Below are 14,728 nucleotides of genomic sequence, written 5' to 3' on the forward strand. Positions count from 1 at the left end.
CCTACTCGCGTTCGAACCTGAAGCCGACTCCCCGGACCGTGGTGATGTAGCGCGGTTTCGCGGCGTCGTCGCCGAGTTTGCGGCGCAGCCAGGAGATGTGCATGTCGAGTGTCTTGGTGGAACCCCACCAGTTGGTGTCCCACACCTCGCGCATGATCTGCTCCCGGGTCACCACCTTGCCCGCGTCACGGACCAGCACGCGGAGCAGGTCGAACTCCTTGGTCGTGAGATGCAGCTCCTTCTCCCCCATCCAGGCGCGCCTGGAGTCGGCGTCGATGCGGACGCCCTGCACGACCGGGGTCTCCGACGTGCCGCGCCGCAGCAGCGCGCGTACGCGGGCGAGCAGCTCGGCCAGCCGGAAGGGCTTGGTGACGTAGTCGTCCGCGCCGGCGTCGAGACCGACGACCGTGTCAACCTCGTCGACGCGGGCGGTGAGTATGAGAACCGGAGTGCCGTGCCCTTCGGCGCGGATCCGGCGAGCGACCTCCAAGCCGTCCATTTCTGGCAGACCGAGGTCGAGAACGATGAGGTCGATGCCCCCCGACAGAGCCCTTTCGAGGGCCTGCGGGCCGTCGGGGCTCACCTCAACCTGATAGCCCTCACGGCGCAGCGCGCGCGCGAGCGGCTCGGAAATCGAGGTGTCATCCTCGGCGAGAAGTACGCAGGTCATGAAGCGATCGTAGGACCTTAGGCGATCGTTTCCCGGGTACAGCGCACGGTTTGACTCGTCGTTGACCTATCCATTGACCTGGGCAAACGATGATAAACATCAGTTAGTCCGGCTTAAATTACCGTGATTGCCGGGATGAAAGGCGAAACTCGACTCTGGCGGGTCCAAAGAAACCCATGCGCCGTCCGGCGTGTCGCGTCGGAGGGTTTCGCACGGAAATGACGCGCGGTGGAACGGCTTGCGGCCGAACGCCTTGCCCCCGGAAACACGGGCGCCCGCCGGAGGCAGTCCGGCGGGCGCGTCGCGTGTCGTGAGTGTCGCCTGTCAGTCCTGAGGGACCTAGGCGTCCAGGAATTCCTTGGCCGACGTGTCCGCGTAGCGGGCGAGGTAGAGCTGCTCACCCAGCGCCTGGATGAGGCCGAGCTCGGTCTCCAGGTAGTCGATGTGCTCTTCCTCGTCGGCCAGGATCTCCTCGAAGATCCGGGCCGAGGTGATGTCGCCCTTCTCCCGCATCAGCGCGATGGCCGGCCGCAACCGCCGCACCACCGACAGCTCGACGTCGAGATCGGCTCTCAGCTGCTCCTCGACCGTCTGCCCGATGTGCAGCGTGCCGAGTCGCTGGTAGTTGGGCAGCCCCTCCAGGAAGAGGATGCGGTCGGTGAGGCGCTCGGCGTGGCGCATCTCGTCGAACGACTCGTCGCGGGTGTGCTTTGCCAGCTTGGTGTAGCCCCAGTTTTCCTGCATCTTGGCGTGCAGGAAGTACTGGTTGATCGCGGTCAGCTCAGCGGTCAACTGCTCGTTGAGCAGCTCAATGATCTGCTTGTCGCCCTGCATGGAACGGGCCCCCTGCGTTTAAGCGGTCGTCAGTTCTTCAGACCGCTTCAGGATTGCACAGATCTTCCGGACACAAGTCGCACAGTCCCCACCAGCGCCCGTGGTGTCGCGAACCTGGCGCGCGCTCCGGGCGCCTGACGCGATGCAGTCGTGCACATCGTTCTCAGTCACGGCACGACAGACGCAGACGTACATCCCGAGGGAGCCTCTCAAGCGACGGAACGCCCAACAAAGGTTAGGCATGCCTAAGATAACCCAATTCGGTAAGGCTTGCCTATGTGACCTGCGCCACATAGGTCGCGCTCCCTCGGAAGACTTCAGTGACCTCGGGCGATCCACTCCTCAAGATGCGGGGCCTCGGCCCTGATCGTGGTGGAGTCGCCGTGGCCGGTGTGCACCACGGTCTCGCCGGGCAGCACCAGCAACCGCGCCCGGATCGACTCGATGATCTGCTCGAACGAGGAGTGGGACCGGCCGGTCGCGCCGGGGCCGCCCTTGAACAGCGTGTCGCCGCTGAACACCGTGCCGGACTCGGGGGCGTACAGGCAGACCGCGCCCGGCGCGTGGCCCGGGGTGTGCAGCACCTCCAGCGCGATCCCGCCGACCTCGATCTTCTCGCCGTCGCTCAGCGGCAGGTAGGGGACCGTGTCGTCGTACACCTGCTCCCACAGCACCTGGTCGGCGGGGTGCAGCCGGATCGGCGCGCCGGTGAGGTCGGCGAGCTCGGCGGCGGCGTTGATGTGGTCGTTGTGCGCGTGGGTGCAGACGATGGCCTTGACCGTGCGCTCGCCCACGCGGTCGGCGATCGCCCGCGCGTCGTGCGCGGCGTCGATCACGATGACCTCGCGGGCGTCGCCGACCAGCCAGACGTTGTTGTCGACGTCCCAGGTGCCGCCGTCGAGCGTGAACGTTCCCGAGGTGATGACCCTGTCGAGCATCTAGAGGATCACCACCGAGCGCAGGACGTCGCCGCGGTGCATCTTGGCGAACGCCTCCTCGACCTGGCCGAGCTCGATCGTCTCGGTGACGAACTTGTCGAGCGGGAGCCGGCCCTGCAGGAACAGGTCGATCAGCATCGGGAAGTCACGGGACGGCAGGCAGTCGCCGTACCAGGAGGACTTGAGCGAGCCGCCGCGGCCGAACACGTCGAGCAGGGGCAGCTCCAGCTTCATCTCCGGAGTCGGCACGCCGACCAGCACGACCGTGCCCGCCAGGTCGCGGGCGTAGAAGGCCTGCCGGTAGGTCTCGGGACGGCCCACGGCCTCGATGACCACGTCGGCGCCGAACCCGCCGGTGAGGTCGCGGATGGCCTCGACGGGGTCGTTGGCGCGCGAGTTGACCGTGTCGGTCGCGCCGAAGTCGCGTGCCCATGCGAGCTTGCGGTCGTCGACGTCGACAGCGATGATCTTCGACGCGCCGGCCAGGGAGGCGCCGAGCACGGCCGCGTCGCCGACCCCGCCGCAGCCGATGACGGCCACCGTGTCGCCGCGCGTGACGTTGCCGGTGTTGAGCGCGGCGCCGAGACCGGCCATGACGCCGCAGCCGAGCAGCCCGGCCACCTCGGCGGGGGCGTCGGCCGACACCTTCGTGCACTGGCCGGCGGCGACCAGGGTCTTGCCCAGGAACGCGCCGATGCCCAGCGCCGGCGACAGCTCGGTGCCGTCGCTCAGCGTCATCTTCTGGGCGGCGTTGTGGGTGTTGAAGCAGTACCAGGGGCGGCCGCGCAGGCAGGCACGGCACTGGCCGCACACGGCCCGCCAGTTGAGGATCACGAAGTCGCCCGGCTCGACCTCGGTGACGCCCTCGCCGACCGCCTCGACCACGCCGGCCGCCTCGTGCCCGAGCAGGAACGGGAAGTCGTCGCCGATGCCGCCCTCGCGGTAGTGGAGGTCGGTGTGGCAGACCCCGCAGGCCTGGACGGAGACGACCGCCTCGCCCGGTCCGGGATCGGGCACGATCACCGTCTCGACTGACACTTCCTGGCCTTTACCTCGGGCGATGACGCCCTGCACTTCGTACGGCATGGCAGCCATCTTGTGTCAGTGGGGTGATCTCCGCAAGACGTGGGGCTGCACCACGCCGAGGCCGCGTGCCGATCGGCGCCTGATGCGGCGCACCTCGAACTCGGGCCGGTCGCCGAGATCCTCGGCCATGCCGGTGTCGACGACGATCGCGCCCGGCCGGGCGATCGTGGTGAGCCGGGCGGCCAGATTGACCGTGGTGCCGAACACGTCGCCCAGGATGGGCAGCACCGGCCCGTACGCGATGCCGATGCGCAGCTCGTCGGCCTCGACCAGGTCGAGCGCGATCGCCGCGGCCTGGGCCGGGGTCGGCGCGGTGAACAGCACCTCGTCGCCGAGCGTCTTGACCAGCCGGGCGCCGTGCGCGGCCACCACGTCGGCGGCGCGGGCCTCGAACCCCTCGACCAGCTCGGCCAGCTCCCGCTCGGTCAGCTCGCTGGACCGCCGGGTGAACGAGACGAGGTCGGCGAAGCCCACCGCCAGCAGCAGGCGGGTCGGCACCGCCTCGGCCTGGGAGTCGGCCATCGTGAGCAGGCGGGTGCCGGCGGCGGCGAGCTGGGTGCGCCAGACGTGGCCCAGCACCTCCTCGAAGCCGGGCAGCAGCTCCCGCGTGGTGTCGAGGATGCGGGTCAGGTCCGCGTCGGACGGCTCCTCGTCCGGCGGCAGCATCGCGCCGATCATGATCTCGGCCTGCCACTGGGCCAGCCTGGCCGTGGTCTGGCCGAGCGCGCGGGCCATCCGGATGACCGTCTGCTCGTCGAGCAGCTCGCTGTCGAGCATCATGCGTACCCGCCGCAGCGCGGCCACGTCGCCGTCGGAGAACGCGACGGCGTCGTCCGCGAGCGAGGCGAACCCGAGGGCCCGCCAGATGCGCTCAGTCAGGTCGGGCGGGACGCCCGCCTCCGCGGCGACCTCGCCGCGCGTGTAGCGGGCGGGCATGCCGAGGAGCAGACCGTCGATCTCCTCGGCGGTCGGCCTGCCCCTGGTCTCTGACGCGTCCACGGTGTGGAGGCTATGTCATGTCAGCGGCCGTCGATGGTGCCGTCGGAGGCGTCCTCCAGCAGGCGGAACAGATCGGTGCGGACATCCTGGATCTTGGGGATGTCGCGGAGCACGATCTGACCCCTGTCACCGGCGGACTCCACGGACAGGGTGCCGCAGCCGAGCAGCCGCTCGGCGAACGTCTGGTCGGAGCTGACCGTGTTGACCTTGGCCATCGGGATCTCGTCGGTCGACTTGTTGAGCACGCCCGTGCTGATCGTGAACCGATGGGTGGTGAGAACGTAGGCGGTGTTCTTCCACTGCAGGTAGGGGACGAACGTCCAGACGGTCAGCAGGATCAGCGCGACGACGCCTACGGCGATGCGCGCGAAGAAGGCGTACTCCCAGTCACCCGGGATGAAGTACAGTCCCGCGCCCGAGGCGGCGGCGATCAGCACGAGCGCGACGGCGGGGACGACGAGTCGCTTCCAGTGGGGATGGAAGGACCTGATGCGCCGCTCACCCTGCGTCAGATGGTGGTCCGGGATGGTCATGCGCAAATCGTGCCACCTCGGGGTCGCCCGCGGCTACGCCAAGGGGCGAACGTGCACCACGTCTCCGGCGCTCAGCGTGTGGCGCTCGCCGCCGGCCGTCACCTGGAGGTGACCGGCGTGGTCGATGCCGGTGGCGGTGCCGCTCAGGATGCGCTCGCCGGGCAGCTCCACCCTGATCTCGCGGCCGATGGTGGCGCTCGACGCCTGGTAGGCGGCGCGCAGCCCGCAGGCGTCGGCGTCGCCGGCGGCCTCGCTCCAGTCGCGGTAGTGCGTCTCGACCTCTCTGAGCACCGCGCGCAGCAGCGGATCGCGGTCGAGGAAGGGCGCGCTCCCGGCCCCGCCGGACTCGATGGCGAGCGAGGTGGCGCTCTGTACGGGCAGCTCGTCGGCCCTGACCGAGACGTTCAGCCCCATGCCGATGACCACGGCGTTGCCGGAGCGCTCGGCCAGCACTCCGGCCAGCTTGCGCTCGCCGATCAGCAGGTCGTTGGGCCACTTGAGGCGTACGTCCACCTCGGCCAGCCGGCGGACGGCCGAGGCGGCGGCCACCCCGAACAGCAGCGGGAGCCAGCCGAGAGTGCCGACCGGCGGCACCGGCCTGAGCAGGACGGAGACCGTCAGGCCCGAACGCGGTGGCGCGCTCCAGGCGCGGCCGAGCCTGCCGCGACCGGCGAACTGCGTCTCGGCCACCAGCACCGCCCCCTCAGCCGTGCCCTGGCGGGCGGCCTGGGCGAGGTCGGCGTTGGTGGAGCCGGTGCGTTCGACGACGGTCACCCCGGTCCACAGGCTGCCTGGACGGACCAGGGCGCGGTTGAGCGCCGCCTCCGAGAGCGGAGGGCGGTCGAGGTCGGAGTAGCGCGAGTCGGGCACCCTTCCATCTTCGCCGACGTATCGGGTGCCCTTCACCGACGCCGCTGTCCGGGCGTTCGAGCACCGCGGGCAAGATGGGGGCGAAAGACGTGAACAACCGGAATGTGGTGAGCGATTCATGGCGCGTCTGGACCCGCGCAACTGGGCGTCGTGGCGGCCGTTCGGTATCGGGCTGCGTAAGCCGAACAACTACCTGGAGCTGGCGAAGGCGTTCCGGTCGGTCAAGGGCAACCGGCGTTACGCGTGGCGGATCCTCAACCAGGGCACCTGCGACGGCTGCGCGCTGGGCACGCGAGGCATGCGCGACTGGACGATGGACGAGATCCACCTGTGCAACATCAGGCTCCGGTTGCTTCCGCTGAACACGATGCCGGCGCTCGACGTCTCCCTGCTGCGCGATGTCTCGGGCTTGACCGGCAGAAAGAGCGCGGAGCTTCGTGACCTGGGGCGGCTGCCGTACCCGATGCTGAGGCGCGCGGGCGAGCCGGGCTTCACCCGCGTCTCGTGGGACGAGGCGCTGGGGGTGGCGGCCGGCGGGCTGCGCGACGCGCGCTTCGGCGCCTACCTGACCAGCCGGGGCGTGCCGAACGAGAACTACTACGCGGCGCAGAAGGCGGTGCGCGCGCTCGGCACCAACAACGTCGACAACGCGGCCCGCATCTGCCACTCGCCGTCGACCGTGGCGCTCAAGGAGACGATCGGCGCGGCCGCCACCACCTGCTCCTACACCGACTGGATCGGCTCCGACCTGATCGTCTTCATCGGGTCCAACCCGTCGAACAACCAGCCGGTGGCGATGAAGTACCTCTTCCACGCCAAGAAGGCCGGCACCCGGGTGGCCATGGTCAACGCCTATCGCGAGCCGGGCATGGACAAGTACTGGGTGCCGTCCAACGCGGAGTCGGCGGTGTTCGGGACGAAGATCACCGATGAGTTCTTCGGCGTCAACGTGGGCGGCGACATCGGGTTCCTCAACGGCGTGCTCAAGCATGTGATCGAGAACGACTGGGTGGACAAGGTGTTCGTCGACGAGCACACCACCGGGTTCGAGCGGCTGCGGCGCACGGTGTCGGAGCAGTCGTGGGAGGAGCTGGAGGCGCTGTCGGGCGCCTCGCGCGAGGAGATGTTCCGGCTGGCCCGGCTGCTGGGCGAGGCCAAGTCGGCGGTGCTCGTCTGGTCGATGGGCATCACGCAGCACACCTACGGCGAGGACAACGTACGGGCGATCGTCAATCTGGCGCTGGCGCGCGGCTTCGTGGGGCGCGACCACTGCGGGCTGATGCCGATCCGCGGGCACAGCGGGGTGCAGGGCGGCGCCGAGATGGGCGCGTACGCCACGGGCCTGCCGGGCGGGCTGCCCATCACCGCCGAGAACACCGCGGCGTTCACCGAGCTGTGGGGCTTCGAGGTGCCCGGCACGCCCGGCCTGACGGCCGGCGAGATGATCGACGCGGCCCACGCGGGCGAGCTCGACGCGCTGGTCTCCAGCGGCGGCAACTTCCTGGAGGTGATGCCCGACCCCGGCTACTGCCGCGAGGCGCTGTCGCGGCTGGGGCTGCGCGTGCACATCGACATCGTGCTGTCGTCGCAGATGCTGGTGCCCTCCGACGGCGACGTGCTGCTGCTGCCCGCGCAGACCCGCTACGAGATGGTCGGCGGAGTGACCGAGACCTCGACCGAGCGGCGGATCATCTTCTCGCCGGAGGTCGAGGGGCCGCGCATCGGTGAGGCGTGGCCGGAGTGGAAGATCTTCACCGAGCTGGCCGCCCGCACCCGCCCCGAGATCGCCGCCGCCGTGCGCTTCACCGGCACGCCCCAGATCCGCGAGGAGATCGAGCGGGCCGTGCCGTACTACGAGGGCATCGCCGGCCTTCGGTCCTTCGGCGACAACGTGCAGTACGGCGGGCGTCACCTGCTCGCCGGCGGCCGGTTCCAGACATCCGACGGCCTGGGCAGGTTCTCGGCCGTCCGGCTGCCCGCCGTGGAACGTTCTGACGGCACGTTCACCGTGGCCACGCGGCGCGGCAAGCAGTTCAACAGCATGGTCCACGAGCACCGCGACGGCTTCAACGGCGCGACGCGCGAGGCGGTCCTGATGAGCCCGTACGACGCCGACCGGCTCGACCTGCCCGACGGCGCCGAGGTCGAGCTACGCTCCGGAGAGCGCACCTACCGAGGCAGGGTGCTGCGGGCGCCGCTGACGCCCGGCAACCTGCAGATCCACTGGCCGGAGGGCAACGTGCTGCTCCACGAGACGCGCCGCTCCCCCGACGCGAAGATTCCCGACTACAACGCCTCCGTGACCGTGCGGCGGCTGTGAAGGGGCGCCCGGGCCCGACGAGGCCGGTCCGCATCCTGGAGCTCTCGGGCGCCGGCTCCCGCGAGCGCCGCGACGACCTGGCCACCGAGGAGCCACTGGAGATCCGCCTCACCGCCCCAGGCGGCGCCCGCAAGACCGTGGCGATCACCATGCGGACCCCCGGCCACGACTTCGAGCTGGCCGCCGGGTTCCTGCACGGCGAGGGCCTGGTCGAACCGGGTGGCATCGCGGCCATCGGCTACTGCGTGGACGAGGACCTGCCGCCCGAGGCCCGCCACAACACGGTCACGGTGCGGCTGCACGGCCCGATCCCCGACCTGCCGGCGCTCGACCGTCACTTCCTGACGTCGAGCGCCTGCGGCGTCTGCGGCTCGGCCAGCCTCGACGCGCTCCGCGACCGCTGCCGCCCGCTCCCCCGCGGCGGCGTCGAGCTCGCCCCCGACGTCCTGTACGGGCTGCCGGAGAGCCTGCGCAAGGCGCAGGGGGTGTTCGGCAAGACCGGCGGGCTGCACGCGGCGGGGCTGTTCACCGCCGAGGGTGAACTGGTGGCGATCCGCGAGGACGTGGGCCGGCACAACGCGCTGGACAAGCTGGTCGGCTGGTCGGCCCTGAACGAGGTGCTGCCGCTGGACCGGCACGTGCTCATGGTCAGCGGGCGGGCCAGCTACGAGATCATGCAGAAGGCGCTGGCGGCGGGCGTCAGCGTGGTGTGCGCGGTGTCGGCTCCCTCGTCGCTGGCCGTCGACGTGGCCAGGGACTTCGGGATGACGCTCGTCGGCTTCCTGCGCGGGGAGCGGTGCAACGTCTACGCGGGACAGGAGCGGATCGCCTTCTGAAAAACTCCCCGGCCAGGGTCATCGGCTCGTCGATCATCGGCTTCCTGTTCCGCCCTGATCGAACCGATTCAGGTGTTCGACTTGAGGTGTTCCGCGCAGCACTGGACCGCGTCCGCGCGCAACTGGTCGAACGATCGGTTGCGCCCCACCGGCCGGGCCAGCAGGCCGAGATTGATGGCCTGTTCGAGCACGTCGGGGGCATCGGATTCGCGGTAACGGCGGCCGCCCCGGCTGACGTCGTTCATCAGAACCTTCTTGGGATCGATCAGTCGCCCGGTGTCCTTGCCCTTGCACTTCGCGGGAAGGGACCACGTCGCCGCAATGGCTGATAAGGCATCCGGAAACAGCAGCAGCCAGGCTTCGATCTCCGAGACGGCCAACGCATAGTGCGCCCGGCCAAGGGCGGACTCCAGGGCCTTCTGCACGCGTTCACGTACGAACGGATAATCATCGCTGTCGGCCTGGTCGAGGTCCTCGTGTACGAAAACGCACGCCACGCTGGCGTCATCCCGTACGGCCCGGGCACGTACCTTGCTTGCCAGGACTTCAGCGCGGGCGGTGAGGTTGGCGCCGGTGGCGTGATGAAGCCTTACCTTGTCGCCGATTTCCACGAGCCGACCGCGCATTTCTGGGCAGAAGTGCTCCAAGAGCACCCTCAGGGCGAGACGGTCATTCCTGTCCTCGCCGGCAACAACCACGACCGGCCTCTTCGTAGGCCGGACGCGGGTGCCTCCTTTCCGGCTCACAGATCACCGCCCAGCGCTCCCGAGAACCACAGTTCGCCGAGTGGAAGCCCTTCACTCGCCCGCACGATCTCCTCGACCTTGGCCGTCGAGATCGCCGGAATAAGGGAGGCTCCGTCGTCGCCACGCTCACAGATCACGATTTCCTCGGGCTTCAGGCGATCGACCAGGGCCGGTGAATGGGTTGCGATGATGAACTGGCTCCTCTCGCTGGCTTCTCGGACTCGCTCCACCAGCAATTCCAGCGCCTGGGGATGCAGGCCGTGATCGATCTCCTCTACGCAGGTCAGCGCGGGCGGGTCCGGATCGTGGAGCATTGCCAGCAATCCGAGCAACCGAATCGTGCCGAACGAGGCGTCCAGCAGTTGCGTGGACTCGCGTAGCCCTCGCTCTTTGAGCACCAGCACGACAGAGTGCGACGCACCGGAGGGATGCTCGAAGTCGAGCGCTTCGAGCTGAGGCAACACCTCAACGGCATCCGCTTGCAGCCGGTTCCAGGCGTCCCCGTGCCGATTACGGAGCCAGAGCAAGAACCCCGCCAGGTTGGCGGCATCGTCCCAAAGCCCTTCGGCTCCGCTCTTCGGCGCTCGCGATGGCAGGGACGCCCTCACCACGTCCACGTCGAAAACCCGGAAGGTACCGAGATGAGCGGCCACGCGCATCGGACCGAGGCTGAATCCCTCAGAGGACAGGCGGGGAAGCGTGGAGAGTCCGCTGCTCAGCGGCTGGATACCGATCTTCTCGACCGAACTCGCTTCCTTGTCGACCGAGAGGCTGTCGACGGCGCCTCCGTGGTCTCCCATCCGAATCACGTTGTCGGACAGCTCATCGGCTTCCGAAACGTCGACCTCCCGGGCCGTCGCCACCTCATCGAGGATCTTGATCGTCCGCAGCCGGTGCCGCTGGGTGCCGAATCGGAAGACCTCCTCTCGGGCCAGCGGTTCGCCGTGGATGGTCAAGATGTACTCGTCCGCGTGACCTTCAGCGGGTGATGACCAGTTGCCCTGAAGGCCGACGCTGATGTGCTCAGGCTGTACCTCGCCCCCACGGAACACCAGACGATCGAAACCGCCTCGTTCCTCGAGCGCAGGGCGGAGATCAGTGCGAACGATGTCGGCCAGGAACCGGAACACCTCCAGCACGTTGCTCTTCCCCGCGCCATTGGGCCCGACCAGCACGTTGACCGGCCCCAAAGCCAGACTGACTCGCCGCAGGCTCCTGAAATTCTCTACATGGAGCTCGGAAAGCCACCGCTCAGCCATCGTTCACCCCCTCCGTGATCCGCCAGAAAGACTGCTGACCATCGTATTCGCCAAGCCGCGCGAGCATCTCGCTCTCCAGCGGAGTCAGAGAATCGGCCGGCGGCATCCCCGCCGGTCACGGCCGGGGCGTTAAGGTGATGTCCGATAAACGGTCAAACCGGTAGCCACTGGGCACCGGCCGATGGTGGCGGAGCGTCCGGAAATGCTCATTCTGTTCGGCGTGCTCGCCGTGGCCAACCTGGTCTCCGTGACGTTGGGTATCGAGGCGCTGGAGTGGGCGACCAAGCCGCTGCTCTGCCTGGTGCTGGCGGTGTACGTGCTGCGGGAGGCGCCCCGGCATCGGCTGCTGGCGGCCGGGCTGGTGTTCGCCATGGCCGGGGACGTCGCGCTGCTGGTGGACGGGCAGGTCGCCTTCGTGGTGGGTATGTCGGCGTTCCTCGTCATGCAGGTCTGCTACCTCGCCGTCTTCACACGGGAGGGCGCCTGGTCCGGGCTGCGGGCCCGGCCCTGGATCGCGGGGACGTACCTGGTGGTCTGGCTGGGTGCCGGGGTCCTGCTGTGGGAGCCGCTGGGCGGGCTGCGGGTGCCCGTGCTGCTGTACGGGCTGGCGCTGGTGACGATGGCGGCGTTCGGGGCCGGGCTGAATCGCGTCGCCGGGCTGGGCGGGGCGCTGTTCGCGTTCTCCGACCTCCTGGTGGGGCTCGGCGTGACCGGGACGGACTTCACCGGCCGGAGCCCGGTGCTGATGGCGACCTATATCGCGGCGCAGTTCCTGATCGTCCGGGGCGTGATCGCCGGGCGATCCGTCGTCCGGAAGGACAGCCCGATCGCGCCCGTGAGCCACCCTTCGTAGGTCCTTCTCAGTGCTGCGGCAGCGCTTCGACGACCACCTCATCGTGCAATCGGGCCATATGCCCATGATCAGGTTGAAGCCGGACCAATGTCCAGGACCGTGGTCCGCCAGGACGCCGTCAGCCGGTGTTCTGCAGGCCCGCCGCCACGCCGTTGACCGACAGCAGGAGCAGCGTGGACAGCCGGTCGCGCTCGTGCTCCGAGGGGTTGCCGGTGCGCAGGGCCCGGAGGGCGCGTAGTTGCAGGTGCGAGAGGGCGTCCACGTACGGGTCGCGGAGCTGGACGGCCCGCGAGAGGACCTTGCGGTTGGCCAGCAGCCGTGCGTGCCCGGTGACCTCCAGCACGAGGGAACGGGTGCGGTCGTACTCCTCCAGCACCTGCCGGGCGAAGTCGGGCCGGCCGCCCAGCGCCAGGTAGCGCTCGGCGATCGAGCGGTCGGTCTTGGCCAGCGACATCTCGGCGTTGTCCAGCAGGGCGTTGAACAGCGGCCACTCCCGGTAGGCCGCCCGCAGTTCGTCCATGGAGCCGACCGAGGCGAGGCCGGTGCCGAGGCCGTACCAGCCGGGCAGGTTGACCCGGGTCTGGGCCCAGGCGAAGACCCAGGGGATGGCGCGCAGGTCGTCGAGCGAGCGCGGCGCGCCGAGGCCCCGGCGGGCGGGGCGCGAGCCGAGACGCAGGGAGCCGATCTCCTCCAGCGGGCTGACCAGGGCGAACCACTCCGGGAAGCCGGGCGCCTCGGTGAGCGAGCGGTAGGCCTGCTCGGAGGCGGTGGCGACCTGTTCGGCGAGAGGGCGGAAGCGGCTCGCGGCGGCGGCCGTGGCGGCGGCGACCGAAGGTGAGGAGGTCATCAGCACGGCGTTGGCGACCTGCTCCATGTGCCGGCGGGCGATCGCCAGGTGCCCGTAGCGGGCGAAGATGACCTCGCCCTGCTCCGTGACCTTGAAGCGGCCGGCGACCGAGCCGGGCGCCTGGGCGAGCACCGCGCGGTTGGCGGGGCCACCGCCCCGGCCGAGGGCGCCGCCGCGGCCGTGGAACATGAGCAGATGGACGTCGTGCTCGGCGGCCCAGGCGGTGAGCCGCTCCTGGGCCTCGTACAGGCGCAGGGTGGCGGCGGCCGGGCCGAGCTCCTTGGCCGAGTCGGAGTAGCCGAGCATGATCTCCAGGCTGCGCCCGGTGGCGGCGAGCCGGTCGCGTACCTGCGGGATCTCCAGCATGCCGGAGAGCACCTGCGGGGAGTTGGCGAGGTCCTCGCCCGACTCGAACAGCGGCACCACGTCCAGCACCGGCGCCCGGCTGCCCAGCGCGTGCTGGGCCAGCTCGTAGACCGCGGCGACGTCGGCCGCGTCGCGGGTGAACGAGACCACGTAGCGCGAGCAGGCTCGCACGCCGAAGCGCTCCTGGATCCAGGCGATCACCCGGATCGTGGCCAGCACCTCCTCGGTGCGTTCGGACAGCTCGCCGCCGGCGCGGAGCTCCTCCAGCGCCGCCGCGTGCACCTGGGAGTGCTGGCGTACCTCCAGCTCGGCCAGGTGGAAACCGAACGTCTCGACCTGCCAGATCAGGTGCTGCAACTCTCCGTACGCCTGGCGGACGGCGTGGCCCGCGAGTGACTCCTGGGCGAGGCGCAGGTCGGCGATCAGGTCGCCGGGCGCCAGGTAGGCGAGATCGAGGTCGCGGCGGCGGGTGGCCGCGATGCGGGCGGCCACGTACAGCAGCCACTGCCGGTGCGGCTCCTTGGGCGAGCGCGTGGCCAGCTCGGAGGCCAGCTCAGGGTGGCCGTCCCTGGCCGCGGCGAGCGCCGCGTTCAGGTCGAGAGAGGGCGGGGCGAACTGCGCGGAGGCGGTGAGCGTGCGGGCGATGCGCGTGGTGGCGGTCTCGAGCGCGGTCAGCACGTGCTCGGACTGGATCTGCACGGCCTCGCGGGTGACCTTGGCCGTCACGTTGGGGTTGCCGTCGCGGTCGCCGCCGATCCAGCTGCCGTAACGGATGAACGGCCTGGCCAGCGGGGGCCGGGTGCCGCTGTCGTCGCCGAGCGCGGCGTCGAGCGAGCGGTAGACCTGGGGGACCACCCGGAACAGCGTCTCGTCGAAGGCGGCCATGGCCGTGCGGACCTCGTCGAGCGGGTCGAGCTTGGTGGAGCGGAGCTGGGCGGTGCGCCACAGCAGGTCGATCTCCTCCAGCAGCCGCCGCGTGTTCTCGGCGCGCTCGGAGGCGCCGCGACCGGGCGTGTTGTAGTCGGTGAGCTGGGTGCTGACCCGCTGGATGGCGGTGACGACCGCGCGCCGGCGCGCCTCCGTCGGGTGCGCGGTGAGCACCGGCCGCAGCTCCATGCTCTCCACCAGCTCGGCGACGCGCTCACTGCCCAGCTCGTCTACGGCCTGCGCCAGCGACTCGCGCTGCACCCCGCCCTCGGTGTCGCGTTCGCGCAGGGTGCGGATGCGGTAGTGCTCCTCGGCCAGGTTGGCCAGGTGGAAGTAGCAGGTGAACGCGCGGGCGATCTGCACCGCCCGGTCGATCTCCCACTCGGCGACCATGGCGGTGATCTCGTCGGCGGAGGTCTCTCCCCTGCGGGCGGCGATGACGGCCTTGCGCAGCCGTTCGACGTCGGCCAACAGGTCATCGCCACCCTGCTCGGCGATCACCTGGCCGAGCAGTTTGCCGAGCAGCCGCACATCGTTGCGGAGCTCGTCGGGCATCTCTGTGACGGCCGCACTGCGACGCTCGATCCGCTGGTCAATCATGCTTCGCAGATTACAGAGTCACTCGGAACGGACGCAGACCGGTC

General features: G+C 69.8%; 14 protein-coding genes. 3 read left to right on the plus strand and 11 right to left on the minus strand.

From position 1 onward, the window contains the following. Position 1 precedes the first annotated feature (1 nt). From AB0I38_RS10455 to AB0I38_RS10490, 8 genes are all read right to left on the minus strand, one after another. A complete protein-coding gene (locus AB0I38_RS10455) occupies positions 2 to 670 on the minus strand; it encodes a response regulator transcription factor (RefSeq protein ID WP_043620820.1) in 669 nt (222 codons plus the stop codon). A gap of 339 nt (positions 671 to 1,009) precedes the next feature. After that, the gene (gene bfr / locus AB0I38_RS10460; protein WP_358465228.1) at positions 1,010 to 1,504 is read right to left on the minus strand and encodes a bacterioferritin; all 495 of its coding nucleotides are present in this window, start codon (positions 1,502 to 1,504) and stop codon (positions 1,010 to 1,012) included. 18 nt (positions 1,505 to 1,522) lie between these two features. Beyond that, positions 1,523 to 1,798, minus strand: a complete 276-nt coding sequence (locus AB0I38_RS10465) for a (2Fe-2S)-binding protein (protein ID WP_358465231.1) — start codon at positions 1,796 to 1,798, stop codon at positions 1,523 to 1,525. A gap of 23 nt (positions 1,799 to 1,821) precedes the next feature. Continuing rightward, the gene (locus AB0I38_RS10470) at positions 1,822 to 2,442 is read right to left on the minus strand and encodes an MBL fold metallo-hydrolase (RefSeq protein WP_358465234.1); all 621 of its coding nucleotides are present in this window, start codon (positions 2,440 to 2,442) and stop codon (positions 1,822 to 1,824) included. Continuing rightward, entirely contained in the window at positions 2,443 to 3,528 is a 1,086-nt protein-coding gene (locus AB0I38_RS10475) for an S-(hydroxymethyl)mycothiol dehydrogenase (protein WP_358465237.1), read from the minus strand. It lies immediately after the preceding gene. 15 nt (positions 3,529 to 3,543) lie between these two features. Next, positions 3,544 to 4,527: an adenylate/guanylate cyclase domain-containing protein gene (locus AB0I38_RS10480; protein ID WP_358465240.1), complete on the minus strand. Its 984-nt coding sequence runs from the start codon at positions 4,525 to 4,527 to the stop codon at positions 3,544 to 3,546. Positions 4,528 to 4,547: 20 nt separating this feature from the next. Next, on the minus strand, positions 4,548 to 5,060 hold the full coding sequence (locus AB0I38_RS10485; RefSeq protein ID WP_358465242.1) for a PH domain-containing protein: 513 nt from the start codon (positions 5,058 to 5,060) through the stop codon (positions 4,548 to 4,550). Between the two features lie 33 nt (positions 5,061 to 5,093). Further along, positions 5,094 to 5,930 (minus strand): biotin--[acetyl-CoA-carboxylase] ligase, encoded by an 837-nt coding sequence (locus AB0I38_RS10490; protein WP_358465245.1) that lies wholly within the window; start codon positions 5,928 to 5,930, stop codon positions 5,094 to 5,096. Positions 5,931 to 6,048: 118 nt separating this feature from the next. Here AB0I38_RS10490 and AB0I38_RS10495 point away from each other — a divergent pair, with 118 nt between their 5' ends. Both AB0I38_RS10495 and fdhD read left to right on the plus strand, forming a co-directional pair. Beyond that, on the plus strand, positions 6,049 to 8,250 hold the full coding sequence (locus AB0I38_RS10495) for an FdhF/YdeP family oxidoreductase (protein WP_358465248.1): 2,202 nt from the start codon (positions 6,049 to 6,051) through the stop codon (positions 8,248 to 8,250). Next, positions 8,247 to 9,086 carry a formate dehydrogenase accessory sulfurtransferase FdhD gene (fdhD, locus tag AB0I38_RS10500; protein WP_358465251.1) on the plus strand — a complete coding sequence of 280 codons (840 nt, stop codon included), beginning with the start codon at positions 8,247 to 8,249 and terminating at the stop codon, positions 9,084 to 9,086. The genes AB0I38_RS10495 and fdhD overlap by 4 nt, the downstream gene beginning before the upstream one ends. Positions 9,087 to 9,154: 68 nt before the next feature. On the opposite strand, the gene AB0I38_RS10505 is transcribed toward fdhD, so the two are convergent. Together AB0I38_RS10505 and AB0I38_RS10510 are read right to left on the minus strand one after the other, a co-directional pair. Beyond that, positions 9,155 to 9,784 (minus strand): hypothetical protein, encoded by a 630-nt coding sequence (locus AB0I38_RS10505; RefSeq protein WP_358465254.1) that lies wholly within the window; start codon positions 9,782 to 9,784, stop codon positions 9,155 to 9,157. 44 nt (positions 9,785 to 9,828) lie between these two features. Then, positions 9,829 to 11,091, minus strand: a complete 1,263-nt coding sequence (locus AB0I38_RS10510; protein ID WP_358465257.1) for an AAA family ATPase — start codon at positions 11,089 to 11,091, stop codon at positions 9,829 to 9,831. 202 nt (positions 11,092 to 11,293) lie between these two features. Here AB0I38_RS10510 and AB0I38_RS10515 point away from each other — a divergent pair, with 202 nt between their 5' ends. Continuing rightward, a complete protein-coding gene (locus AB0I38_RS10515) occupies positions 11,294 to 11,944 on the plus strand; it encodes a lysoplasmalogenase (RefSeq protein ID WP_358465260.1) in 651 nt (216 codons plus the stop codon). Positions 11,945 to 12,062: 118 nt separating this feature from the next. Here AB0I38_RS10515 and AB0I38_RS10520 read toward each other — a convergent pair whose 3' ends face one another. Further along, positions 12,063 to 14,684 (minus strand): phosphoenolpyruvate carboxylase, encoded by a 2,622-nt coding sequence (locus AB0I38_RS10520; protein ID WP_358465263.1) that lies wholly within the window; start codon positions 14,682 to 14,684, stop codon positions 12,063 to 12,065. Positions 14,685 to 14,728: the final 44 nt, after the last annotated feature.

The sequence above is a fragment of the Nonomuraea cavernae genome (assembly GCF_040655715.1).
Classification (GTDB): domain Bacteria; phylum Actinomycetota; class Actinomycetes; order Streptosporangiales; family Streptosporangiaceae; genus Nonomuraea; species Nonomuraea cavernae_A.

Bases quoted from the DNA above. Each gene is read 5' to 3' on its own strand.
- AB0I38_RS10455 (WP_043620820.1), bottom strand. From the start codon at position 670: ATGACCTGCGTACTTCTCGCCGAGGATGACACCTCGATTTCCGAGCCG.
- bfr (WP_358465228.1), bottom strand. From the start codon at position 1,504: ATGCAGGGCGACAAGCAGATCATTGAGCTGCTCAACGAGCAGTTGACC.
- AB0I38_RS10465 (WP_358465231.1), bottom strand. From the start codon at position 1,798: ATGTGGCGCAGGTCACATAGGCAAGCCTTACCGAATTGGGTTATCTTA.
- AB0I38_RS10470 (WP_358465234.1), bottom strand. From the start codon at position 2,442: ATGCTCGACAGGGTCATCACCTCGGGAACGTTCACGCTCGACGGCGGC.
- AB0I38_RS10475 (WP_358465237.1), bottom strand. From the start codon at position 3,528: ATGCCGTACGAAGTGCAGGGCGTCATCGCCCGAGGTAAAGGCCAGGAA.
- AB0I38_RS10485 (WP_358465242.1), bottom strand. From the start codon at position 5,060: ATGACCATCCCGGACCACCATCTGACGCAGGGTGAGCGGCGCATCAGG.
- AB0I38_RS10495 (WP_358465248.1), top strand. From the start codon at position 6,049: ATGGCGCGTCTGGACCCGCGCAACTGGGCGTCGTGGCGGCCGTTCGGT.
- AB0I38_RS10510 (WP_358465257.1), bottom strand. From the start codon at position 11,091: ATGGCTGAGCGGTGGCTTTCCGAGCTCCATGTAGAGAATTTCAGGAGC.
- AB0I38_RS10515 (WP_358465260.1), top strand. From the start codon at position 11,294: ATGCTCATTCTGTTCGGCGTGCTCGCCGTGGCCAACCTGGTCTCCGTG.
- AB0I38_RS10520 (WP_358465263.1), bottom strand. From the start codon at position 14,684: ATGATTGACCAGCGGATCGAGCGTCGCAGTGCGGCCGTCACAGAGATG.